This window comes from Neobacillus sp. DZ-9, from assembly GCF_059587065.1.
Window position 1 is genome coordinate 669,163 of sequence record NZ_JCAIOL010000003.1, and the last position, 25,420, is coordinate 694,582.

Sequence of the window (25,420 nt, forward strand, 5' to 3'; positions counted from 1 at the left end):
TTCCCCCTTCATTTTTTTAATATTTAGAAATATCGGCTATTCGAATTGCTTAATATTGCTAGTATGCTACTGAAACAGTATCCCGTCATTACTGTCAAACCTAAGACCTATATGCCCTTAATATTTCAGCGCCACGTTTTTTACTTGAGTATAATTTCGGAGTGCCTCTAGCCCTTTCTCCCGGCCAAAGCCGCTTTTTTTGTATCCGCCGAATGGCTGGGCGATGCCTCCCCCTGCCCCATAGTGATTGATGAATACTTGGCCGCATTGGAGCTGGCTGGCAATACGGTGAGCGCGCCCGCCGTTTTCCGTCCATATGCCAGCAACAAGTCCGTACGGTGTGCCATTTGCAATTTCGATTGCTTCTTCTTCTGTTTGGAAGGTGGTAACTGTCAATACAGGGCCAAAGATTTCCTCCTGAGCAAGATAATGGCTTGCAGGAACGTTATCCAAGATTGTTGGTTGAAGGTAGTAGCCTAATTGGTGCCCTTCAATCAACTTACGCTCTCCACCTGTTACAATCCTAATTCCATCTTGTTTAGCCAAATCAATAAAACTTTTGATACGATTAAATTGCTTTTCAGAGAGCACTGGTCCTAGATCATGATTATCCATTCCAGGACCGATTGAAAGCTTCTCCATAGCTGCTGCAAGCTTCCTTATGAAATTTTCTTTTATGGATTTTTCAATTACTAAACGGGAGCCTGCAGAACAAGTCTGGCCTGCATTTTGCACAATGGAATTAAGCACCCACTTAAGAGCTTCTTCTTCATTACAATCTGCAAAGACAATATTTGGGGATTTTCCTCCAAGCTCAAGGGTAACGGGAATGATATTTTGTGCCGCTGACTCCATAACCCTTTTCCCCGTCTCTACCGAACCCGTAAAAGTAATATGGTTTATATCAGGGTGACCTGAAAGCGCGGCACCAGCCTCATGGCCGTATCCAGTTACAACATTCAAAATACCTTTTGGCAGCTCTAATGGCTCCATTAATTCAACCAGTTTAAGAGTCGTTAACGGTGTATCCTCTGCTGGCTTCAAGACAGCAGCGTTCCCGGTTGCAATGGAGACAGAAATGCTTCTTGCTGCAATTTGCAAAGGATAATTCCACGGAATAATATGTCCGACAATCCCAATCGGTTCACGAACAGTGTAATCGATGATTCCTGGCTCAACTGGAATCGTTTCTCCAAGAATTTTATCTGCGATACCTGCGTAATATTCAAAATAACGTGCAGCAATCTCAACATCCACAGCAGATTGATTCAGTGGCTTTCCGACATCTAACGTCTCTAATTTTGCTAATTCTTCTTTATTCTCGCGAATGATTTCCGCTACCTGATAAAGAAGCTTCCCCCGATTATATGGACTAAAAGTCTTCCATTCTTTTGAATGAAATGCTTTTTTTGCTGCTTTTACTGCAAGGAAAATTTCTTCCTTGTCCCCTCTTGGAACAAAAGCTAAAGTTGAACCGTCCCCTGGATTTTTCACTTCTATTAATCTCTCTTTTTTAGGGACTATCCATTCTCCGTCTATGTAACATCCTTTAATTTGTACATCGACTGCCTTCACTAGTTAAATCCCCCTTCCACCATCTACGTTTAAGACAGAACCTGTCACAATAGACGATTCCTTTGAACATAAATACACAAGGGAATTAGCAATATCACTAGGATGAATCAGCCTTCCCAATGGAACACTTTTCTTAAAAACACTTTCCTTTGTTGCCTCAATATCTTTATTCTTCGCTGTAAATTCCCCAAGCATTTTCGTATCTGCCGGACCTGGGTTCACAACATTTACTCGAATCCCGTAATCGGCTAATTCAATGGCCAATGCTTGCGAAAATGAAACAGCGGCTCCCTTTGAAGCGATATAAGCATTTAAGCCGGGCCTAGGTCTCACCATGGATATAGACGCGATGTTGACAATCACTCCAGCACCATTGTTTTTCATATAAGGTACAGCAGCACGGCAAGTTAAAAAGGGAGCAGTTGCGTTTACACGCATAATTTTCTCCCAATCTGCTAAGCTCACTTCTTCAATCGGTGTTGCTGGCTGGGCGATACCTGCAATATTAACAAGACCGTCAATACGCTCAAATTTCTCAAATGCAGATGAAAATACATTCGCCACTTCCTCTTCCTTTGTTAAATCCGCAGCAATCGGCAGTAGATGAGCGCTTTCCTCTACTCCGTCCACATTTAGATCAACAGCGACAACAAACGCTCCTTCTTCTAAAAATCGTTTAACAGTTTCTTTCCCCATGCCTCCCTGTGCACCTGTAACAACAAACACTTCATTTTCCAATCTCAACTTTATCGCCCCTCTTTAACAAAAAGTAATTGTTGTATAGCATCCCGTATCGCTGAGCCCATCTCACTGGTTGTTGAATGGCCGCCTAAATCAGGTGTTTGTACTTCTTTTTGTACAAGTACCAGTTCAATTGATTCCAAAATGACTGCCGCTAAGTCCTTCCTCCCCAAATGCTCAAGCATCAGTGCTGCCGACCAAATTTGTGCAATTGGATTGGCGATCCCTTCGCCCGCAATATCAGGAGCAGAGCCATGAACCGGCTCAAACATGGAAGGGAAGTCTCCTTCCGGATTTAAGTTTGCAGAAGGGGAAAGCCCAAGCCCTCCAACAACTGCGGAGCCTAAATCACTTAAAATATCCCCAAACAAATTGGAAGCAACAACTACTTCGAAATCCTCCGGCCTAGAAACAAAATAGGCTGCTAGAGCATCAATATAATAGCTTTGCAGATTAATAGCCGGAAAGTCTTGGCCCACCTCATTTACAGCTTCATCCCACAGTTTCATGGAATGGATGATCGCATTCGATTTTGTCGCGCTTGTAACCGTCCTTTTACCAAGTTTTTCAGCATATTCAAAAGCAAATCTTGCAACTTTTTTCGTACCTGTGCGCGTAATAATAGTATTTTGGACGGCAATCTCCTGTTCCGTGCCTAAATACAATCTGCCGCCGCTATTGGAGTACTCACCTTCAGCGTTTTCCCTGACAATGACAAAATCGATACTTTCACCTGTATACCGGCTCGGCACTCCCTTCAATAATTTAACCGGGCGTAAATTAATGTACTGGTTGAAATTTTTCCGTATTGGCATGATTAGCTCCCATACCGTCACATCATCAGGCACCCTCTTATCACCTATCGCTCCGAATAAAATAGCATCATATTTTTTTAATGTATCAAGTGCGTCTTCGGGCATCATTTTTCCATTCCTAAGATAATACTCACTGCTCCAATCAAATGTATCAATTTCGATTTGCAATGAAGGGTCCATCTTTTTGAGCAGTTCAAGTACTTTAACTGCTTCATTCACTACCTCCGGGCCGATTCCATCCCCAGGGATAACAGCAATCTGATAGTTAGTCATATTTTCCACCTCTTATTAATTGATATAATCTTTCATTTAAATGAGTGTGACATGATCCAATCAAACTAAAATAAAGCGCTTACACAAAAGGATTGGATTGAGGACAAATCCATATTAATTTTCAGATTCATCTATTTTTGCGGAAAAGACCTTTTCTGGTAATTCAAGATGGTTACGCATAATTAAAGAAGCCTGCCTGCTATCTCCATTTAATATTTGATAATAGATGCTTTCATGCTCCATTAATATCTTTTCAATTACACCTGGAACTTGAAAAAATTTTGATATTTCCGAACGATAACTATCAATAAGAAGCGTAGTAATTTTTTGCAGTACTTGATTATTTGAAGCCTTTGCTACAGCAATGTGAAATTCAACATCCCACTTAGCAAAATGTTCATAATCGTTTAAGCTTTCCTTCATTCCATCGATCGTTTTTTCAATTTCTAAAAGATTGTTATTTGTTCTTCGTTTCGCCGCTAATGAGCTTGTTTCACTCTCAACGATTTGTCTCGCTTCCACTATTTCAAGAAGGTTATTGATATTATGGAAAATTAATGATGAAAATTCAGGAGCAACAAATGTTCCTTCTTCCGATTTATTTAGGTAAGTACCTTTTCCTTGATGAAAACTAATAATCCCTACTGCAGATAATTTGGTCAGTGCTTCTCTAATAACGATTAAGCTGACCTGATAACGGCTTGCCAATTCCTTCTGAGAAGGCAATTTATCACCATATGTATACACTCCGTTTTCCACATCTTTTAAAAAGACATCAACCACATCATCGACTAGGGATTTACGTTTTATTACCATGTTTTCCATCCGTCCTTAACTCTTCATATGATATGATAACTTAAGAGTATTTTATAAACACAATTCAGAATTGTCAATATATTTAAAATTATTTTATTAGTTGAATAATTAATAAAAGCCAAAGCCCCTGAGTTTGGGACTATGGCTTATTATTGATTATTCAAGATTAAAATATTAATCAAGCGGATGTTGAGCGATATTTCTAATGTGGATGAGCCATAAGGGGGTGTAAACGAAATTAGTTTTTTCAGTTTTTCCATCCCCCTTCCACTAGAAATCCATTAAAAACAATTGGAGGCTTAAACTATAGTCAAATGATTTCAATATCGAATTCCATATACTTGTTAAAATTATGACTTAGTGGACCGTCTTCCGTAATTAAGTAATCAAGTTCTGAAACGGGACCAACCAAGTAATTGGAAATGGTATTAAGTTTACTTCTTGTTACAAGGGTTGCGATTTTATTTGAACTTTTAATCATCTGACGTTTAACATGAGACTCTTCTATATGAGGGATGCTGATACCAAAGTCAGGGTGCAGGGAATACACTCCTAAAAAACAAAGATCTGCTCTAATATTTTTAAGCACTTCAATTACATCCAATCCGACAGTCACAAAAGATTCCTTGAAGAAGGTTCCGCCCAAAAGAATGATATCTGTATTTGGATGTTTTGATAATGCCAAACTAATAGAGGGACTATTCGTAATAATAGTCCCTTTAAACTCCATTGGAATTTCTTGAGCCAGAAAAAGATTTGTTGTACTTCCATCTATTAAAAGGACTTGTCCATCTTTAATTATTTTCACTGCTTTTAATGCCAATTCTTTTTTTGCATCTATATTTTCTTCCGTTCTTTCAGAAAAGGTTAAAGCGCTCGCAGAAATAGGAAATGCCCCGCCGTGTACTCTTTTGAGCAGTCCTAATGAATCCATTTCCCTTAAATCCCGTCTAATTGTGTCCTCGGAAACATCCCATTTTATGCTTAATTCTTTAGCAACGACTTTCCCTTCTTTCTCTAGTATTTGTAAAATTATGCTTTGTCGTTCTTTTCTTAGCATAACAATGATCAGCCTCCGTGTTTTTGCATGTTTTTTCTTATATTATATTATTTTTTCTTAAATTCACCAATTTTTTATAAAAACCGGCAAAATTATTCTTGTTTTTTCTTATTTATAAAGATAAAATATACTCAAAACACGAAAAAACTTGCTTTAAAATGCAAAAACAAGAAATTATACGAGGCAAGAAACCAAACTAATTTAATATGATATGAATAAAGAGGAGGAAAAAAAGATGAATCATAGTATTGAAACACTTGCTGTAAATACGATTCGCACCTTATCAATTGACGCAATCAATAGTGCTAATTCCGGTCATCCAGGCCTTCCAATGGGGGCTGCTCCAATGGCTTATGCACTCTGGGCGCATCATCTAAATCATAATTCTGCAAATGCAAAATGGTTTAATCGAGATCGATTTATTCTTTCTGCCGGACATGGCTCTAGCTTGTTGTATAGTTTGCTTCACTTAGCTGGGTACAATGTATCTCTAGAAGATTTAAAAAGTTTTAGAAAGCTAAATAGCAAAACACCTGGTCATCCAGAATTTGGTCACACAGATGGTGTTGAAGCAACCACTGGGCCTTTAGGGCAAGGAATTGCAAATGCAGTAGGAATGGCGATGGCTGAAGCGCATTTAGCTGCAAAATTCAATCGGGATGGATACCCAGTAATTGACCATTATACATATGCTTTGGTTGGCGATGGAGATTTAATGGAAGGCATATCTTATGAAGCCATGTCTATGGCCGGTCATATGAAACTAGGAAAATTAATTGCTTTATATGACTCAAATGATATTTCCTTGGACGGTGAATTAAATCTTTCATTTTCAGAGGACGTTCAAAAACGAACAGAATCTGCTCATTGGCAATATTTACGAGTAGAAGATGGCAATGATGTAGCTGAAATCTCAAAAGCTATTACATTAGCAAAACAAAATACAAACCAACCAACCTTGATTGAAATTAGAACCACTATCGGCTATGGAAGTCCCAAAGTTGCAGGAACAAACAAGGCACATGGAAATCCCCTTGGTGCAGAAGAAGCTCGTGCAACAAAGCAGGTATATGACTGGCACTATGAAGAGGATTTCTTTGTACCGGAAGAAGTGAAAGCCCATTTTGAAGAGCTAAAACAAAGAGGTATTAGTCATGAACAACAATGGAATGCATTAATTCAGTCTTATCAAGAGACAAATCCTGAATTAGCGAAGGAACTGCAAAATGCCATCACGGGTGAAGTTTTAATCAATACGGAAGGCATCCTGACATTTGATACAGGTAAAACAATTTCAACTCGTGTAGCCAGCGGAGAAGCCATTAACCATTTTGTAAAATCAGTTCCTTCTATTTTTGGGGGAAGTGCGGATCTTTCTCACTCCACAATGACAGATATAAAGGAAGACGCAGGATTCGCAGTAGAATCATTTAGCGGACGAAATATCTACTTTGGTGTTCGGGAACACGCAATGGGAGCGGCTGGCAATGGTTTGGCTCTTCATGGAGGGGTAAAGCCATTTGTTAGCACATTCTTTGTTTTCAATGATTATCTCAGACCGTCAATTCGTCTGGCAGCCTTGCAAAAGCTTCCAGTCACATATGTATTTACCCATGATTCGATTGCGGTTGGAGAAGATGGTCCAACTCATGAGCCAATTGAGCAGTTAGCATCTCTTCGTGCGATTCCAGGGCTAACAGTGATTCGTCCATCAGATGCAAACGAAACGGCAAGTGCTTGGGCTTACGCACTAAAACAAACAGATGGTCCGGTTGCCCTGGTGTTGAGCCGTCAAAACCTGCCTGTATTCCAAGAAACACAAGCCAATTTAGACAACCTTTCTAAAGGAGCTTACGTATTAACGCAAACAAATGACCAACCAGAGGTTATCTTGATCGCTACCGGTTCGGAAGTGTCATTAGCCATTAACGCAAAAGTTGAACTCGAAAAAGAAAATGTATCTGTTCGTGTTGTCGCTATGCCAAGCTGGGAACTGTTCGATCGCCAACCGAAGGAGTATAAAGAGCTTGTTCTGCCTGCTTCTGTTAAGAACCGTGTGGCACTAGAAATGGGTATCTCCCTTGGATGGGAACGCTATGTAGGATTAGAAGGCAAAGTATTATCCATCGAAACATTCGGTGCTTCAGGAACGGGCGCTGCAGTTATGGAGCTTTTTGGATTTACGGCGGAAAATGTGGTTCGGACGGCTAAAAGTCTACTATAATCTTAAAATGGAGGAAATATACGATGAAATTATTTATTGATACTGCTAATCTTGTTGATATTAAAAAGGCTTATAGAATCGGCGTCTTATCTGGTGTTACAACAAATCCTTCGCTAGTTGCGAAAGAAGGCGTAAAATTCGAAGACCGAATTGCAGAAATCTGCCAGGCAGTTCCACGGGTAGAATCGGTTTCCGCTGAAGTAACTCCAGATGCCGTTACAGCTGATGAAATGATTGCTCAAGCTGAAGAGCTAATTAAAATTAACGGCGGAGATGAGAAAATTACAATCAAGCTTCCTATGACTTTAGACGGTTTAGAGGCTTGCCGTTATCTTGCCGATAAAGGTGTTAAAACAAATGTCACACTTATCTTTACAGTAAACCAAGCACTATTAGCAGCTCGTGCAGGTGCAACTTATGTATCGCCATTTTTAGGACGCTTAGATGATATTTCCGAAGATGGCGTACAATTAGTATCAAAAATAGCTGAACTGTTCCGCATTCATAATTTTGACTCACAAATTATTGCAGCATCTGTTCGTCACCCGGATCATGTAACTCGTGTAGCAATGGCAGGTGCACATATTGCAACGATTCCATTTTCAGTCATTGAGCAAATTTCAAAACATCCACTTACTAATCAAGGTATCGAAAAATTTGCTGCAGATTGGGAAGCTACTCTTAAAAACTAAGTTAAACAAAAAACACGACAAGTTAATCCCTTGTCGTGTTTTTAATTCCTAATTAGCTATTTAAGATTTTCATTTGCAAGTCCCTTAGTATAACCTTTCATAAATTGCTCAAAGACTTCTCCATCCTTAAAAAAATCCACCCTTCTTTCAAGAATTTGGTGGATTTGACACACTAGTCTTCAATTATGGACTGCGATCTTACTATCTCTCGATTTTTCAACAACTACGCCATCAAATGCAGCTTTATAAATGGTATAGATATCTTCTTTTAATAAAGGCATTGGACTACGAGCTAAAATACGTTTTTGCTCAACCGCATCATTCGTTAAACTTTCAAGTGCATCCTCAGAAATGTTAAATCCTTTTAAAGAAGATGGAATATTTACATCTTCTACTAATCGTTTTAATTCGGCTACACATCTATATGATGCTTCCTCTTGTGAAAGATTTGCAGAACTAAAGCCCATTGCATCGTATATATCTTTCATCCGTTTTTCGCAACTTTGGCGAATATAGCCAAATACATATGGAAGCAATACGGCATTTGAGTCACCATGTGCAATGTGGAATTGGCCTCCGAGAGGGTACGCTAATGCGTGAACACCAGCAACCCCTGCATTGAAGAAGGCAAGACCTGCAAGATAACTTCCATAGCTCATATCCGTACGAGCTTGTTTGTCTTGACCGTTCGATACAGCTGTACGAATCGAGTTGCTGATTAGGCGGATCGCTTGCAATGCTAATGCATCAGAAACAACGCTCGCATTTTTAGAAATATAAGCTTCCACCGCATGTGTAAGTGCATCAACGCCTGTTGCAGCAGTTACTTTTGGTGGTAATGAAATCGTTAAAGCAGGGTCCACAATCGCTACATCAGCTAATAAGTAGTCATGCGTTACAACATCTTTAGTCGTTTCTAGTGATAAAACGGAAATATTCGTCACTTCTGAACCGGTTCCTGAAGTTGTAGGTATTAAGATTTTAGGAAGACCTTTTTTTGTAATCTTTTTCGTACCAGTTAAGTTTAAATAGTCTTCTACTTTACCTTCATGTGAAGCTATTACTCCTGCAAGCTTCGTTAAATCTAACGCACTTCCCCCACCCACTCCGATGACCATGTCGAATTGATGATCACGTGTGTAGGCAACCAATTTTTCACCGATTGCCAATGGAGGCTCGGGTACAACATCGGTATAAATTTCTGTTACATAACCTGCCTCTTCAAGCGGATCGACAACTTTATTTGTTAATCCGATATCAAATAGGAACGGGTCAGTAATGACAAGAATTTTTTTCACATCAAAGCGTTTTACTTCATCTAAAAGGTGAGGAAGAGAATCCCATCCAGTATAACTAAGTGGTGTAAAGGTAATTTTTTCGGACAATTTTGGTCACTCCTTAATTTTGATTCCAAACGACAAGTTTCGTTTCTGTCATTTCATGGATTGCATATTTTAAACCTTCTTTACCCGTGCCGCTTTCTTTTACGCCTCCGTACGGCATTTGGTCTACACGGTAAGTTGGAATATCGTTAATCATGACACCGCCTACTTCAAACTCTTTTGAAGCTTTGAATGCTGTTTGAATGTCATTTGTGAAGATCCCTGCTTGCAGCCCATAATTCGAATCATTAATCGCTGCGATCCCTTCTTCAATAGAGGAGATACGATTTACCACTACAATTGGCGCAAAAACTTCCTGGCAAGATACTTTTAGAGTGGCGTCCACGTTCGTTAAGATGGTTGGCAGGAAGACTCCATTTTCAATTTCGCCGCCTGTTACGATTTCAGCACCGTTCTGGGAAGCTTCTTGTACCCAGCTTAGTGCCCTTTCTTGTTCATCGGGATTGATCATGGCAGAAATATCCGTTGTTTCTGCAAGCGGGCTGCCCATGACTAACTGCTTCGCTGCAGCTGTAAATTGTTCAATAAATTCATCAAATAATTCATCCATTACATAGGTACGTTGCAATGAAATACAAACCTGACCTTGGTTTGAAAAAGCTCCAGCAACACATTTAGGAACGATTTGGGACAAATCAACATTTTTGTCGATAATTACCCCTGCGTTCGAACCCAGTTCAAGAGCCACTTTTTTCAAGCCAGCTTTGTTGCGGATCCCGATCCCAACAGAAGGACTGCCTGTGAATGTGATCATTTTTACTTTGTCACTGGTAACCAAGGTATCACCCACGGTTCTGCCACTACCCGTAATCACGTTAAAGGCACCTTTAGGCAAAGCCGTTTGATCAATTAATTCAGCTAAAAACAGGGCTGAAAGAGGTGTTTGTGACGCAGGCTTAAGAACAATCGTATTTCCTGCTGCAATCGCAGGCCCCACCTTATGTGCCACCAGGTTTTGCGGAAAGTTAAATGGTGTGATCGCCCCAATGACTCCAAGTGGCTGCTCGATCGTGTAACCGAAGCGGTTTGCCCCGTTTTTCGCTGCATCCATTGGAATCATTTCTCCCGTTAACCGTTTTGCTTCTTCTGCCGCAAATTTATAGGTTTCAATTGTCCTATCGATTTCCCCTAAGGCGAATTTCATCGGTTTTGCTGCTTCTAACGAGATAATTTCAGCGGCCCTTTGTCGATTTTCAATGAATAGTTGGGCAATATGTTCTAAAATCGCTGCACGCTCATAGGCAGTCAGTTCTTCCATTTGTTTTCTCGTGTTGTAGGCGATGTCAATTGCTTGGTCAACTTCCTCACGTGTTGCTTGTGGAATTTGAGCAATTACTTCTTTAGAGTATGGGGAGTGGAGATCTGCAAATTTCTCAGCAGTCTTCCAATCACCGTTTACGTAATATTGCTTTTTCATTTAACTTACCTCTTTCATTTCTTCTTTTTTAGATGAATCCAAGGAATCTTTGACGAATGTAGCATCAACTTCTCCTTTGAAGAAGTCTTTACCATAAATTAAGAAGCAAAGCAGGATACCAACTGCAAATGCCCATGAAGCACCTTTGATGACAAGGAGGGCAGCCACAATTCCAGCGATTCCTAAGTCACGCTGACTCCGTGCCTGCATGATCCCAATCCGGACACTTACATAACCTTGGACAAGCAATGTCAAAGCTAAAGCTACACCTAGAATCGGTTGAACTAAGCTGACGATTGGCAATAACAAAAGGGCAGTATTTGTACCCCAACGGAAAGATCCAATTCCCCCAAAAAAGGAATGCATTGCTTTTTTTCCTTCTTTAAAGCGTTCAATCGCGACAACCTGCATTGCGGCCCACATTGGACCACACATGGTAATATCAGGACCAATCATACTCATCAGTGTGTTTCTACCACCAAAAATTAAATGGGCCCGGTTTGGATTGTAATCCACTTTTTCATCGGTTCTAACTGCATCAGATTCAGAAAGTAATGCTTTCGTTTTAAGAACATCACCGAATACCACTAGATATGTAGCCAGCACGGCAGGGATTGCTTTTAGAAAAAAGGCTACCGCTGGAAATCCTAATCCGAAAACAGTGTACTTCGCAAACAGGGTCGCAAAATCTGGTTTACTAAATCCCCATTGAATATCAGGCCAGTTTGCTTCACCAAATAACGGAGCAACAATCACTGCGAGAAAAATCGCTGGAAGAATGCCAAGATTTCCTAATAGCGTAAATAAAAATCCTTTATTCTTTTTTCTAAGTTGTTCAAATGCCTTTGAAAATGTAAGGAAAAAGGCAAATCCAATACAGATTGAAATGGTGTACGGGAATTTTTCAAATTGTCCCCCTGTACCAAAAACGGAAGTAATGGCTCCAATACCAGCTCCAAGAATGATTCCTGTTTTAATTGCATTTGGAACCATATAAACTACTTTACTGGCTAAGCCCGTTATTCCTAGAATAATAGATAAAATTCCTAAAGTTAACTGAAACGCAATCAGGGCATATACCCGATCCGGTCCCTCAGGAAATTGAGTAACAAACAAGACAATCAGCGGAATCGCTGGTGTAATCCATCCTGGAATAACGGGATCACCCAATATATGGTGAAATAAATAAAGCAGGCCGTTTAATACAACAACCGCTAAAGCTACTTCAAATGGCATGTGTAAATATTGGCCTAATAGAGTAATAGCTCCCAAGTCAACTGCACACATTAATAGACCTTGAACATAGTCTGGCCATTCAAACCGGTAATGAATAAAAGGCAGCCTAATTTTAAAAGGACCTGCTGCCATGTATGGTGACTCTTCACCATGTCGACGATTTTTCCATTTCATAAATCATTTCTCCCCCTTTTGGTTGTAACCCCTTTCAAATCTCTGTGAATATACTACCCCTTTTGTAAATTCACTTATGAATACGTAACCATTTTTGAGAAAAGTAAATTCATTCTTTCAATCTTTCCTCCTTAGTGAAAGGTTGAAAGAGTATTAGGTTATGTACCATTTAAAATGGTTACGTATTCATTTTGAAGCAAAATAGAAAATCAAACCTTATTGTTCATTTTCTATTTTTCTAGTTGTTCTTCTGTTGAATATTTTAACAGGTTCAGTTATTTTAATGCAATAATTTTTTTTATTTTCTATCATTTCAATTAATTCAGAGATGGCCAAGAGTCCTAGATTTTGCTGTGAGATACTGCCTACAGTCGTCAGTTGGATCAATCCATGCTGGCTAATGTCTACGTTATCAATCCCAATAATACTTAAGTCATCCGGTACTTTGAAATCTTCACGAATGGCATCGTCTATTAAAATTAATGCCAAAGAATCCGCACCAGTACAAATGGCGGTAGGACGATGCTCCAGTTTCATTAAGCGGTGAAAAGCAGTTGAAATTTCTTGTTTAGAAGTATCAGTGTTGAAGATATATTGTTCGGACAATGGTAGTTTATAATCTTTGATTGCTTGAAGAAATCCAGAATAACGGTTGTTAAATGAACTGACTGTCAAAGGTCCGCCAACCCATGCAATGGTTTTATGACCTAGCTCAATCATGTGTTTTGCGGATAAATATCCAGCTTGAAAATTGTCAATTTCAACAAAGTTTTCATTTTTTTTATGCTTTCGATTGTATGTAATGAAAGGAATATCCATTTGTTTAAGCTTTTCGAATATTGGATCATCAATCAAAATACACGATAGAATGATACCATCCACTTTATTTTCAAAAGCAGTCGCATATGCTTCAGGCAATTTATGATCGTTTACGTACTGTACGTTTACCCGGTACCCCATTTCATTAGCATAATTTATAATTGCGGATGTTGTATCAACAAAAAATGGGTTGTGCAAAGGTCCGGATAAAAGAGCAATTGTATTTGTTTTATTTTGGACAAGTGATCGCGCATGAGCATTAGGAATATAGTTCAACTCGTCTATTGCTTTCATAACTTTATCAAGGGTAGGTTTTTTAACAAATTCTGGCGTGTTTAATACACGAGAAACAGTTGTTTGGGATACGCCTGCGTGTTTTGCGACGTCTTTCGATGATACCAAGGCGGTACCTCCTTTTTTGTATAAAGATTAATTAAACGCCTATGTATTGGTGAAGACGGATGAACATGGAACTCCACGTTTTTTACCATTACATAATTATATAATATCTAGAGGCATTTTTCTTGTCAGTTTTTAATATACAATTATTCTTTATTATCTAATAAAAAAGACCATTTTCGAAAAAATGGTCACGTTTTTAATTTATTTATTTGTCTAGGATTACCTACTTGTTCTTATTAAGATAGAATTCTAACTCAGCAACATTTCCATAGAATAACTATCAACCTTCGACATACATCGAGGATTGCCGGGCACGAACTTCAATACCCTCTGTTACGAGTGCTGAACGTATTTTGCGGGCAAATTCAAGGGCATGCAGTCCATCCCCATGAATGCAAATCGTATCTGCTTGTACTTTGACGTCATCCCCTTGCACTGAGCGGACGAGGCCTTCTTTTACCATACGGATAATTTGTTGGACAGACTCTTCGTCATTGGTCAGTAAAGCATTGGCTTGTCTTCTCGGCGTCAATGTCCCATCTGGTTGGTACGTCCTGTCTGCAAATACTTCATGGGAGGTGTGCAGCCCCAGTTTTTCTCCGGCTTTGACAAGCTCACTACCTGCAAGGCCAAACAAGATTAAACTTGGATCTGCCTTGTAAACAGCTTCAGCAATCGCCGCCGCTAGCTCCGTATTTTTGGCTGCCATATTGTACAATGCCCCATGCGGTTTGACATGCCGTAAGCTTCCCCCTTCTGCACGGGCAAAAGCATGGAGAGCTCCGATTTGGTAGAGAACGATATCATAAGCTTCCTGTGGAGAAATATCCATGTTCCTGCGGCCAAATCCTATTAAATCCTGCAGTCCAGGATGAGCACCAAGCGCAACGCCTTTTTCCAATGCCATCTTAACCGTCTCTCTCATCGTTGACGGGTCTCCGGCATGAAAACCGCAAGCAATGTTGGCGGACGTTACATAATTTAAAATTTCTTTGTCATTTCCTTTTTGATACGTACCAAAACTTTCACCCAGATCACAATTTAAATCAACAAACATCTTTATTTCCCCCTGCCTTGATACTTTAATAAAATCACCAAGCCTGCCTTAAAATACAAAAATGCGTCTCCTATTCACGAGCGAGTCGCATTGCGGGTGATCAAATCGATTCCACGGGAGAACGTTTTAATCATTCCCTCTACTTTCAGCATCTCTTGTTGTGCTTCCATCAAAGAAATTTCCTTAAATCTGATGGTTGTTCCAGGTTTTCGCTGAGCTAAAATCGGTAAATCAACAGATGCAACGAAACCCAGCTTTGGATAACCACCCGTGGTTTGCCTGTCTGCCATGAGGATGATTGGCTGGCCATCGGACGGGACCTGAATCGTTCCTGCAGTTACAGCCTCAGAAAGGAGTTCGATCGGCTGCTCCAATTCCAGCCTGGAGCCGGATAACCTGTAGCCCATTCGATCAGATTGCGGTGTAATTTGAAATTCTTGTTCAAAAAAGGCGCGTCTGCTTTCTTGTGAGAATTGATCGAACTGTGGTCCTCGAATGACACGAACGGTTGATTTTTCATAAGAAGGAAGCAGGGTCTCACCAATGTACCAGTCTGCAGCCACAAACGGGATCCTGTCACGTTTATTTGCTAGCAGCCCAATAAGCTGCATGCTGTTGTCATTAGGCTGGTTCATTTGCAGGTGATCGCCTTTTTTTAGTGGACGCCCTTTATACCCGCCAATTTCTGCCCGTAAATACGTGCTCCTGCTTCCAAGGACTTGGGGAACATCAATACCGCCTGCAAAGCTAATATAGGCGCGACAACCTTTTTTCGCTTGACCGAACTCGAGGACACTTCCTCCTCTCACCCAGACAGGACGCCAGGATGGGACCGGTTTTCCATCAATTGTTGGGGAGAATACCCCACCGCATATGGCAATCAGCTGGTCTTCATAAAATTTTAATTTCGGTCCAAGAAGCGTGATTTCCAGGGCAGCGTCGTTCTCAGGATTACCGACAAGGCGGTTAGCAATCCTTAATGCCAGTGTGTCCATCGCTCCGCTCACGATGACACCATGCTGTTGATGACCGAATCTCCCCACATCTTGAACGGTAGTAATTAGTCCTGATTGAAGTACTTCCACACTCATCAATCTGCCCCTCCCAATGCAACGTATTCTTCCCGTGTAACCGGCCTGAAACGAACAATGTCTCCGGCGCGTAGTAAGCTTGGCGGATTCTCATCTGGCTGAAATAGGCCCAACGGGGTTCTCCCGATTAGCTGCCAGCCGCCAGGACTTTCAATGGGATAAATCCCTGTCTGTTCCCCGCCTATTCCCACACTTCCTTCAGGAATGGCTAAGCGTGGCGAACGACGGCGGGGTGTACTGATCCGTTTGTCCATGCCTCCTAAATAAGGGAATCCGGGAGCAAAGCCGATCATATAGACAAGGTATTCAGCCTCGGAATGAATGCGGATCACTTCGTCTGGTGTTAGACCATTATGTTTGGCGACTTCCACCAAATCCGGGCCGAAATCTCCACCATAGCAAACCGGAATCTCCACCCTTCTCGCTTCTCCTGCCTTCCTGCCCGCGAATTGCGAGACCATCTCCTTCAATTTTCCAAGGACCCATTCATACGGAAACGAGACCCCTAAGTGAAACAACCGGATGGGGTCATAAAAAACGGCCACCGTCGTAAAGCCGGGGACAATTTCAACCAGCCCCTCAAAAGGATGTTCCTTTAAATAACCTGATAATGCCATTACTTTTTCATGTGTCCTACTGTCAATACCATCGCCCAGCGTGACAACAATTCCCGAATCTCCAAGCGGACAAAATGGGTCGAAAGCCATCCAATTCCCCTCCTTTGTCCTGTTGCATAGAATGAACTAAAAAAAGAGGATTTTTGCATCCCCCTCATTTATTAGCTGATTTGACCGCCAAGAGCAACGATGTCTTTTTCAAAAGTTACAGCTGTCTCGATTGCTACCTTTAAACCATTTACAATGGTTTCTAACGCCATACTTGGCTGCCCCGGATATTTCACCGCCTGCTCAGGAAGGAACGGTATGTGAATGAATCCTCCAATAATGGCATGATTTAATGAGGCAAGCTGATGCATTAACCCATAAAACAAATGATTGCACACAAACGTTCCAGCTGTTTGCGATACGGAAGCAGGAATCCCTTTATCCTTCATCTCTTTTACCATTGCATTGATCGGTAAAGTAGACCAATACCCAACGGGTCCATCCTCCACGATCGCTGTACCAAGGGGCTGGTTGCCTTCATTGTCCGGAATGCGGGCGTCATCGACATTGATCGCCACCCGTTCGACCGTAATATCGGATCGTCCACCCGCTTGCCCGACACAAATGACGATGTCAGGCTTTGTTTCTGCGATTGTTCTTGCTAAATGATCAAGCGATTTATAGAAAACCGTAGGAATTTCAGAGACTAATATTTCATATTTTTCCGTAACGGTTCCTGCCAATTCTTTAACAGCTTCTAACGCTGGATTGACAGTTTCACCACCAAACGGATCAAAGCCAGTAACTAATACCCTTTTCATCCTTCTCCCTCTTTCTTTGTTGATTGCAGGATTATTGGTTTCCTTCCCGGTAGCCCAATTGAGAAGATATTTCCCTTGCAGCATTCTTGATTGAGTCAATTAATTCCGGTAGGCGATCGGCCCCAAAGCGTGAATCAGGACCAGCAATGCTGAGTCCGGCTGCAAGAAAGCCGGTATGATCAAAAATCGGTGCCGCTATGGAAACCGTATCATTTTCCAATTCCGAATAACTGATGGTATACCCAGATTCTCTTGCTTCTGCCAAAACCTGCTTCATTCGTTCCATATCCGTAATCGTCCCATTGGCGATTGCCGCCAGTTCCGTTTCTTGTAAATAGTGTTCTTGTTCTTCTTCGGTTAAAAAGGCAAGGATAATTCTCGAACAAGCCCCTGCATACAACGGAGATCTTCGGCCAACCTTTGTATACAGCCGGACAGGATGCGGCGTGTCCAATTTTTCGATATAGATGGCATCATTTCCATCCTTGATAATCAAGTTAACAGCCTCTTTTTCCGTATCCCTAAGTTCTTTCATGATGGGCAGGGCGAGCTGCCGGATATCCAATCGATCGGCAACTAATTGGCCAAACTGTAAAAATTGCAGCCCAAGCAAATATTTGCCCTCATTGTTTTTTTGCAAAAACCCCATCGTTTCGAACGACCCGGCCATCCGATGTACAGATGTTTTGGGCACTCCCAAAAGGTCGACCATTTCATTTAATGACAGTTCCGAATGTTGTAAAAAAAGATTCAACACATCCATCGATTTCACAACTGTTATATTTTTGTTTTGCATCCCTTACTCCTCTATTTAATCGATCTCATTTTATTATAGCGAGAATAAATACATTAACAGAATATTAACTCCTAAAATAATCAGTGCAGTTGGAACTTGTACCTTAATGACTTGATATTTATCCTTTAAATCCAGTAAGGCGGCCGGAACAATATTAAAGTTTGCACCCATCGGTGTCATCAAGGTTCCACAATAACCGGCAAACATTCCGATTGCTGCCACATGGTTGGCGTTCACGCCAAACTGATTGATCAGTAGAGGTACGGCAATTCCGGCTGTCATGACCGGGAAGGCGGCAAAGGCGTTCCCCATAATCATGGTAAACAAGGCCATTCCAATACAATATGCAAACACGACCCAGAAAAGAGAATGGGTTGGAATCACATTGCCTACCAGCTTTGAAACAACGGTTCCCACACCAGCCGTTGTAAACACAGTTCCTAACGTAGCCAGCAATTGCGGAAGTACAGCAGCCCAGCCAATCGACTCCATCAATCTCCTAGACTCCTTAATAGCAGTGCCAGGTTTGCTTTTTGTCATCACCAAGCCGACAATGAGCGCAATGAAAGCAGCAACCCCTAACGATACAAGGGTCAGACTCGTTTGATCAAGCACAAATGTGCCGCCTATTTTGACTCCTTTTAAACCTACTGATCCCGCCACCGTTAAAATTGGAATTAATAGGGCAGGAATAAAGAGCTTATTGCCTAAGCGTTTACGGTTATTCTGTCTTTCTTCCACACTAGCCTCATTATAACTGCCAATCTTTAACCCGCCGAAGCCCGCAATTAAAACAAGCCCGATTGCAAGGAGCCCCATATAAAAAGGTGGAATGACCTTTCCAAATAGCAGCGTTACCCCATATAGGCAATAGAAAAGTCCTGATGTGATACGACGGGAATTTTTACGGTCCAAAAAAGTATAAATACTTCCTGCGATTGTGATGATTCCTAGAAAAATATAAACATCTTCAAGAGAAATAAACATGGATTACGCCTCCTTTTTCTTCGGAGTATTTTTGCTTGCTTTATTACCAAGAGTGCGATCGAGTGAGCGATCCAATAGATATAACCGAATGGCATGGACGATTAATGCGGCAATCGCTGTTGGGATCGCCCATAAGGCCATCTTCAATGGATCTGAATGAATATGGTTTTGTTCAAAGAATCCTTGCATCAATAAAATGGCACCGACGGCGACAAACACATCTTCCCCGAAAAAGACACCGATATTGTCTACTGCTGCAGAATGGGCACGTATTTTGTCCCTTACTTCATCAGGAACCTTTCCATATTTAGCCTCTGCAGCACCTTCTGCCATTGGCGCAACTAGCGGACGAACCATTTGAGCATGACCGCCAATCGAAGTAAGACCAACGGCTGCAGCCACTTCACGAATAATAAAGTAAACGGTCAAAATGCGTCCTGTCGTGGCTGCTTTTATTTTGGCCACAACATGTTCAGCTTGATCACGCAAACCATTACGTTCCAACAACCCGATAATCGGAAGCGTCACAATAAAGACTGCCATATAGCGATTGGTCGTAAACGCCTGACCAAATTGCGTAATAATCGAATAAAGGGACTGATGGGCAACGAGGCCTGTAACAAGGCCTGCCAGTGTAACAACTAATAAAGGATTTAAACGGATAATAAAACCAATAATAACGATGACAACTCCAATTAAAACCATCTTTCCAACTCCTCTGCATTATTTTTTCTTGTTGTTAAAACTATTTTCCTTGCTATAGGCTCTAAAGCGGGCGAATTCGTTCAAGCCCGATTCGGATTGTTCCATTTTTTAATGGCTCAGTTCGGAGCTGAATGGTGACCGCTCTTTCGTTCATCCAGTCAAGGATTGCCTGATGAACGACATGGTGGGCATGCTTGCATGCAGCCAATTCTTTGTCATATACCGTTTCGTCATTCACTTCAGTCATTAAATCCGCAGTTACCCACTGACTGAATCGTTCAATGAAATCATACGATTCCTGATTTGAATGGCTTTCTCGTGTATACGCAATACTTCCATGTGATAATTCCACAGGGAAATGGACAGCATCGAAATCGTTCCCCCAACGTCTGTACGTACTTACCCACATGGCATTGTCCTCTGCCACGGTTTGGTCTTCATCCAGTCTTTTCGTTACGAATGAACGAAGAGAAGCATGGGCCTCACGGTGATGAGGGGCTGCGTCCGTCAATTCACGCCAAATTGTATACATCCTACTGATTGGAATCCAATAGGAGACCGGAAACCTTGGCGGGCTATTATAGCCGCTGAATGGCTGGATCCATTCATGGGATGGAATCCCATGGTCGTCGAGCACAACATCCGGCGCCCAGCGCTGCCATACGATTGGATAAACTCTTGCTTCGCCAAACGGGGCATCCGGCTGGAAGCGATACTTTGCATACTCCAATCCGCACGCATTATATCGGGCGGCATGCAGCTTCCAATAAGGATGCTCGGCTGCCATATCAGCATGTAACGCGGCTCCATCGACATTTTCAAGCGGAACAACGACAAGGTTGATTCGGTTTAATAGCTTTGGGTCATCTGCCAGTTGCTCAATGAATTGAAGTGCGGCATTCGTGCTTGAAACCTCATTGGCATGGTGCCTAGCATTAAGGAAAAATGTCGGTTTGTACAGACTGTGCTTTTGGAAGGAGGAGATCGTTTCCCCTGTTCTACCCTTCGCAAACAGCTCGACAAGCCAAATCCATTGCCCATTAAATGAAAAATCAATCGGGACAGCTTGTCCAGGCAGCCGCGATTTCCGTGCCTCTAGCCATTTTTCAATATCTTCGTTCACAAATACATCGGTGTCGAGCGACTTTTCGTTCAAGCTTTCTGCAGATCTCGTAGACTTTTGAAAGCCCGGCACTGCATGAGACAGCCACTCTCCACACGATTTTTCCAACCCGGCATCGGGTAATCCACTAAATAAAAAGGACAATTTTCCCCTAGACTTCGTTACCGCCGTAACTCTCCCCTGTTGCATAATATCCGGAGGATACGGCTGGATCGTCTGTTGTTCTCCATTTTCGTAAACAAGCACCGCTTTATGTTCAACGGGCATTGCGTATAAAGCAATCTCCGCTTTCGGCTTCCCGCCAATTTTTTCATGCATGAAGGGAAAAATGCCCCCAGGCGCATCCCACCCTGGATCTCTTACCCGTTTCCCATGGTCATGTAACGCATGGAGAGTGAAGAAATAAATGTCTTCATGTAACGCTTCCAAAACCGAGCTAACTTCTTCAAGGTGCGGAAGCCTTACATCTACCGCATCCATTTCGACGTGGCACTCAAGACGGGAAAATTTAGGAACCCCTTCTTGATTCCCAATTTTCTTGATTAACTGCGGCAGTACACTCTCCTGGTACCATATCCAGAATCGATAAGGATTGGTTTGGAAGGATTGACCGGCAAGTATTTTGTCCTCTTCTTTTTGATAGATCCGGCATCCAGCAAAAGGAACCATCACATTTCCACGTTCAGGCTGATTCAGCATATAAAGGCAGCTCTCCACCCACCCTTCCCAGCTAGACGAAATCAGTTCCCGTCCTTGCTTGTCTCTAGCAACCACTTGAAACATTGGCGCTGAGCGCTCATCGTTCAAGTGCAGCTGAATTCTCTCTAACGGCAAAGACAATTCCGCAGACAAAATCGCATCAAACGGATACAGCTCTTGTAAAAATCGGTGAACAAGATCAAGGTGCTTTTTCTCCGGCTGAAAGGCCCTGGCCTGGATTTCAATACTATGAATCTCTTTTTCTTGTTTTAGCTTATGAAGTACCTCTTCCATCGCCCAATGCAAGCCGGATTTATTGGCATCCCGAAAAATAAACTCTGCTCGAATTCCCAAACGGTTGTTAAGGATGGTTTTTAACTGATGACTCCACTTATGGAAACTATCTCGACTTACCGTTGTCGTGATTTCAATAGACAGGCGCTTGTCTTCGTGATCGAGTTGTCCAAGGTTTTCCAACAAATAGGCTTCCATATCCGCCAATTCCCCTGAATCCTCCCATTGGGCGGTCCAAATGGGTTGATCTTCTGTAACGGATAAAGTAACGGAAGGAGACCCGCTTCCCTTTTCAGTTAAATACCGATTCCACAGCTCAGAAGGATAGGCTAAATTCTCAGAGATATTAAACCGATTGACTTTTCTGAATTTTGATTCAACAAAAGCTTGCATCCCCAGCTGAGCCCTGGAGCTGATGTCTTTATTCAAACTTTTAAGTGCATTAAATCGCTGTGTCCATGTATCTTGTTCTCCACCAGTTGATGGAAACCATTCATGAATCAATTCCCGGGCCTCTGCAACGATTTTGTCGGCATGGGCACGTATACGAAGTGCCGGAGTGCCCTCAAACTCGGCAAGTTCCCAACTGGTTTGATTACTGGCCTCGTCTGTCGTTTCATACGAAATGAAGAATCGCCCGCCATTTTCCTCACCCATACAACTTGTCATCGGAAAACACACATATCCCGCTGACAGAGCCAGTCTTGCTGCCAGTTCAACATTAGCAATCGTTAAATCTAAATGGGAGTTATTTATTTTTAATAAAACATCAAGGGTAGGAAGTATTTCTCCTTTTTTCTGCTGATAAAGCCCTTCAGTTGTAAAAAGCGTATTTAGCGAATAGGTCTCAAGTTGTTTCACGCTTTGCTTTAAAGAAGATTGTGGTAAAACATTCGTTTCTTTCGAAATAAATAGAAAAGACTCTCCTTCTTTGTAAGCTTCCATAAAATGATCTGTTACTAGTGATCTTGCAGCATGCAAAGTCATTTTCGGTGAGGTACCAGTAATGACAAGCAATGTTTGATCTTCGTAGTGACTAACATATAAAATTCCTGACTCCTCTAGATGTTCATTTCGAACGGTTAGAAGCGCCTCTGACCTTTTTCCGAGAACTTGAGCTAAGTATCCGCTTTCATAACCAATCACCACATGAAGGTTTGAAGTTCCTCCAGCAGGTGCTGGATCTAATTGATCAACGATGAACAGATGGTCGAAAATCGGAAGGGGCAGCTCAGCTAAATGCAAGCCAATTCTTCCCGCTATCTCCACCATAGCAGCCGTCTCCCAGCTTGTTCGATGAGATGAAACAGTAATTCGCGCTTGAATTCCAGTTGGAGCTACTTGCTCATCAATAGAAGAAAAGAGTCCGTTTATACTCCATAATTGTCGAATATCTATCATGTTCTTCCCAACTTTCGTTGTTCCGTTTTTCGGAATTTCTGTTCCGAATTATTATTTAAATCATAATATTTATAAAATTAAAAATCAACATGATTTGTTATAAAAATAAGAAATGGATAGAATTACACAATCTTTGAAGCTAATAGACTATCTAATATGGAAAATCATCGTTGATAAATTTGAGTTCACCCATCAAAAAAACTCACGGACGAATCTACCATGAGTTCTTTTACATATATCTCTTATTTACATATTGTCCTATGACCGGTACATCGACAAAACCGATTTGTTTAGAATCCGGTACCTTCACGATAATATCCACGAAGGCGTCTTTACACATTTCAATTGGTTTTGTCGCAAAATAAAAAACCAGGAGAAAAAACGAAAGTGAGGGTAACCTTAATTTGATTACCCCCAGACGTTTAAAGTTGCTATTTAAATACAAGAGCAGGAACTTCTGTTTATAATACTAGTTCTCCATTGTTTTTAAGACATCTTCGGGGTATACCGGTTTTGTGAATGTAAGGTTTTTAACCCCTGTTCCATGTCCTGTTGTTCAAACGTACAACATGGAATTTTGGGCACATTCAAAAAAAACTAAAAGGACGATTATGTGTGGCATATCGTCCTTGCTTTGTTTAATTATTTATGGGCTTTACTAACTTTTAACTTCTTTCCTTTTATGGTTGCATTCTCCATAGCTTGTAAAACGAGCGAGCCTTTTCCATTCAGAATATCAACATAGGACATTTGATCTTGGATCGTAATAATCCCAATATCATCTGCAGTTACTCCAGGAATTTTCGCAATCGTTCCAACAAAATCTACCGCTCGAAGCTTTTTCTTTTTTCCACCGCTAAAATATAGTTTCATGATATCTTGGTTAATTCTTGCGGTTTTATTATTTCTTACGACTCGTCGGCCGCTGATTTTTTCTTCGAAAGCAGCCTTTTTACCAGCAACTTCATGTGGCTTTGGTGCATCCATTTTTGGAATTTCAAAGCCAATATACCGTTCAATATTTTTAACAAATTTTCCTTCATAAGGTGTCGCAAACGTAATCGCTTTTCCTTCATTTCCTGCGCGGCCAGTTCGGCCTGTCCGGTGGACATAACTCTCTTTTTCCATAGGAACATCATAGTTGATAACAAGTGTCACATTATCTATATCAATTCCTCTTGCTGCTACGTCGGTGGCAACTAAATAACGGAAATTCCCCATTTTGAAACCATCCATTACAGCAAACCGATCTTGTTGTTCTAATCCGCCATGGAGTCTTTCACAAGAATAATTGGATTCTTCCAATTCGGTATAGACAGTATCGACATGTTCTTTTGTGCGACAAAAAATAAGGCAACTGTCTGGATTTTCAACGACGGTAACGTCTTTCAGAAGTGAAATTTTTTCATCTTCCTTCACTTCGATTAGACGATGATCTATAGTATCCGTCGTGATCCCGCCAGCCTCAATTTCAACATTAATGGGATCTTCCATATACTTATGGCAGAGATTTTCAACATCTTTAGGTAATGTTGCCGAAAATACCATTGTTACTCTATTTAAAGGGAGTTGATTTATAATTGCTTCTACTTCATCGATAAAACCCATATTAAGCATTTCATCAGCTTCATCTATAATTAGATACTTTATTTTATCTAAAACCAGGGTTTCTCTTTCAATATGATCCATAACACGTCCTGGGGTACCAACAACTACATGAGTTTTTTGTTTCAATTCTTCTTTTTGTTTCGTAAAAGGTTCTTTTCCGTAAACGGCCATTGCTTTGATCCGTTTAAACCTTCCAATATTCGTAATGTCTTCACGAACTTGAACAGCCAGCTCTCTGGTTGGTGTAAGGATTAAGGCCTGCGGCAATTTTTCTTCCCATTCCATCATTTCGCAAATAGGAATTCCAAAGGACGCAGTCTTGCCGCTGCCTGTTTGAGATTTTACGACAAGATCTTGATTTGCCAATGCTAATGGAATGACTTTACTCTGAACCTCTGTCGGAGCTTCGTATTTTAATACTTCTAAAGATCTTCTTATTTCATCGCTTAAATTAAAACCCTCAAATCTTGTTTCACTCATGTATAAACCTCGTTTTTTTGTATTTATCCCGCTTATCTATAGGATTTCTCTCAAAGAAATATCATATGCATAATCTGAATATGGTTCATTATACTTGAAACTTCCG

20 protein-coding genes are annotated in these 25,420 nt (G+C 41.2%); 2 read left to right on the forward strand and 18 right to left on the reverse strand.

Annotated elements, in window-relative coordinates; translation table 11 throughout:
- Positions 1-117: 117 nt before the first annotated feature.
- The 5 genes from AC59HZ_RS11610 to AC59HZ_RS11630 form a co-directional block, all read right to left on the reverse strand.
- Positions 118-1,575 carry an aldehyde dehydrogenase family protein gene (locus AC59HZ_RS11610; protein WP_496545946.1) on the reverse strand — a complete coding sequence of 486 codons (1,458 nt, stop codon included), beginning with the start codon at positions 1,573-1,575 and terminating at the stop codon, positions 118-120.
- A gap of 3 nt (positions 1,576-1,578) precedes the next feature.
- Positions 1,579-2,319 carry an SDR family NAD(P)-dependent oxidoreductase gene (locus tag AC59HZ_RS11615; RefSeq protein WP_496545947.1) on the reverse strand — a complete coding sequence of 247 codons (741 nt, stop codon included), beginning with the start codon at positions 2,317-2,319 and terminating at the stop codon, positions 1,579-1,581.
- 2 nt (positions 2,320-2,321) lie between these two features.
- Positions 2,322-3,404 (reverse strand): tartrate dehydrogenase, encoded by a 1,083-nt coding sequence (locus tag AC59HZ_RS11620; RefSeq protein WP_496545948.1) that lies wholly within the window; start codon positions 3,402-3,404, stop codon positions 2,322-2,324.
- 114 nt (positions 3,405-3,518) lie between these two features.
- Complete coding sequence (locus AC59HZ_RS11625; protein WP_496545949.1) at positions 3,519-4,220, reverse strand: FadR/GntR family transcriptional regulator; 702 nt, start codon at positions 4,218-4,220, stop codon at positions 3,519-3,521.
- A gap of 310 nt (positions 4,221-4,530) precedes the next feature.
- A complete protein-coding gene (locus AC59HZ_RS11630) occupies positions 4,531-5,280 on the reverse strand; it encodes a DeoR/GlpR family DNA-binding transcription regulator (protein WP_496545950.1) in 750 nt (249 codons plus the stop codon).
- A gap of 235 nt (positions 5,281-5,515) precedes the next feature.
- Here AC59HZ_RS11630 and tkt point away from each other — a divergent pair, with 235 nt between their 5' ends.
- Together tkt and fsa are read left to right on the forward strand one after the other, a co-directional pair.
- Positions 5,516-7,504, forward strand: a complete 1,989-nt coding sequence (tkt, locus tag AC59HZ_RS11635; RefSeq protein ID WP_496545951.1) for a transketolase — start codon at positions 5,516-5,518, stop codon at positions 7,502-7,504.
- Between the two features lie 23 nt (positions 7,505-7,527).
- The gene (gene fsa, locus AC59HZ_RS11640; RefSeq protein ID WP_496545952.1) at positions 7,528-8,196 is read left to right on the forward strand and encodes a fructose-6-phosphate aldolase; all 669 of its coding nucleotides are present in this window, start codon (positions 7,528-7,530) and stop codon (positions 8,194-8,196) included.
- 179 nt (positions 8,197-8,375) lie between these two features.
- Here fsa and AC59HZ_RS11645 read toward each other — a convergent pair whose 3' ends face one another.
- From AC59HZ_RS11645 to AC59HZ_RS11705, 13 genes are all read right to left on the reverse strand, one after another.
- A complete protein-coding gene (locus tag AC59HZ_RS11645) occupies positions 8,376-9,581 on the reverse strand; it encodes an iron-containing alcohol dehydrogenase (protein WP_496545953.1) in 1,206 nt (401 codons plus the stop codon).
- A gap of 13 nt (positions 9,582-9,594) precedes the next feature.
- Complete coding sequence (locus AC59HZ_RS11650) at positions 9,595-11,016, reverse strand: aldehyde dehydrogenase family protein (RefSeq protein ID WP_496545954.1); 1,422 nt, start codon at positions 11,014-11,016, stop codon at positions 9,595-9,597.
- Positions 11,017-12,426 carry a hypothetical protein gene (locus tag AC59HZ_RS11655; protein WP_496545955.1) on the reverse strand — a complete coding sequence of 470 codons (1,410 nt, stop codon included), beginning with the start codon at positions 12,424-12,426 and terminating at the stop codon, positions 11,017-11,019.
- A 216-nt stretch (positions 12,427-12,642) separates the two neighbouring features.
- Entirely contained in the window at positions 12,643-13,647 is a 1,005-nt protein-coding gene (locus AC59HZ_RS11660) for a LacI family DNA-binding transcriptional regulator (protein ID WP_496545956.1), read from the reverse strand.
- A 280-nt stretch (positions 13,648-13,927) separates the two neighbouring features.
- Positions 13,928-14,704 carry a LamB/YcsF family protein gene (locus AC59HZ_RS11665; RefSeq protein ID WP_496545957.1) on the reverse strand — a complete coding sequence of 259 codons (777 nt, stop codon included), beginning with the start codon at positions 14,702-14,704 and terminating at the stop codon, positions 13,928-13,930.
- Between the two features lie 74 nt (positions 14,705-14,778).
- Positions 14,779-15,795: a 5-oxoprolinase subunit C family protein gene (locus tag AC59HZ_RS11670; protein ID WP_496545958.1), complete on the reverse strand. Its 1,017-nt coding sequence runs from the start codon at positions 15,793-15,795 to the stop codon at positions 14,779-14,781.
- Positions 15,795-16,502: a 5-oxoprolinase subunit PxpB gene (gene pxpB / locus AC59HZ_RS11675; RefSeq protein WP_496545959.1), complete on the reverse strand. Its 708-nt coding sequence runs from the start codon at positions 16,500-16,502 to the stop codon at positions 15,795-15,797. Before pxpB ends, AC59HZ_RS11670 begins: the two co-directional genes overlap by 1 nt.
- Positions 16,503-16,573: 71 nt before the next feature.
- Complete coding sequence (pcp, locus tag AC59HZ_RS11680) at positions 16,574-17,221, reverse strand: pyroglutamyl-peptidase I (protein WP_496545960.1); 648 nt, start codon at positions 17,219-17,221, stop codon at positions 16,574-16,576.
- 31 nt (positions 17,222-17,252) lie between these two features.
- The gene (locus tag AC59HZ_RS11685; RefSeq protein WP_496545961.1) at positions 17,253-18,017 is read right to left on the reverse strand and encodes an IclR family transcriptional regulator; all 765 of its coding nucleotides are present in this window, start codon (positions 18,015-18,017) and stop codon (positions 17,253-17,255) included.
- A 33-nt stretch (positions 18,018-18,050) separates the two neighbouring features.
- Complete coding sequence (locus AC59HZ_RS11690; RefSeq protein WP_496545962.1) at positions 18,051-19,004, reverse strand: DUF979 domain-containing protein; 954 nt, start codon at positions 19,002-19,004, stop codon at positions 18,051-18,053.
- A 3-nt stretch (positions 19,005-19,007) separates the two neighbouring features.
- Complete coding sequence (locus AC59HZ_RS11695) at positions 19,008-19,709, reverse strand: DUF969 domain-containing protein (RefSeq protein WP_496545963.1); 702 nt, start codon at positions 19,707-19,709, stop codon at positions 19,008-19,010.
- Between the two features lie 61 nt (positions 19,710-19,770).
- A complete protein-coding gene (locus AC59HZ_RS11700) occupies positions 19,771-23,226 on the reverse strand; it encodes a M14 family metallopeptidase (RefSeq protein ID WP_496545964.1) in 3,456 nt (1,151 codons plus the stop codon).
- Positions 23,227-23,868: 642 nt separating this feature from the next.
- Positions 23,869-25,314, reverse strand: coding sequence for a DEAD/DEAH box helicase (locus tag AC59HZ_RS11705; protein WP_496545965.1), 1,446 nt, complete (start codon positions 25,312-25,314; stop codon positions 23,869-23,871).
- Between the last annotated feature and the right edge of the window lie 106 nt (positions 25,315-25,420).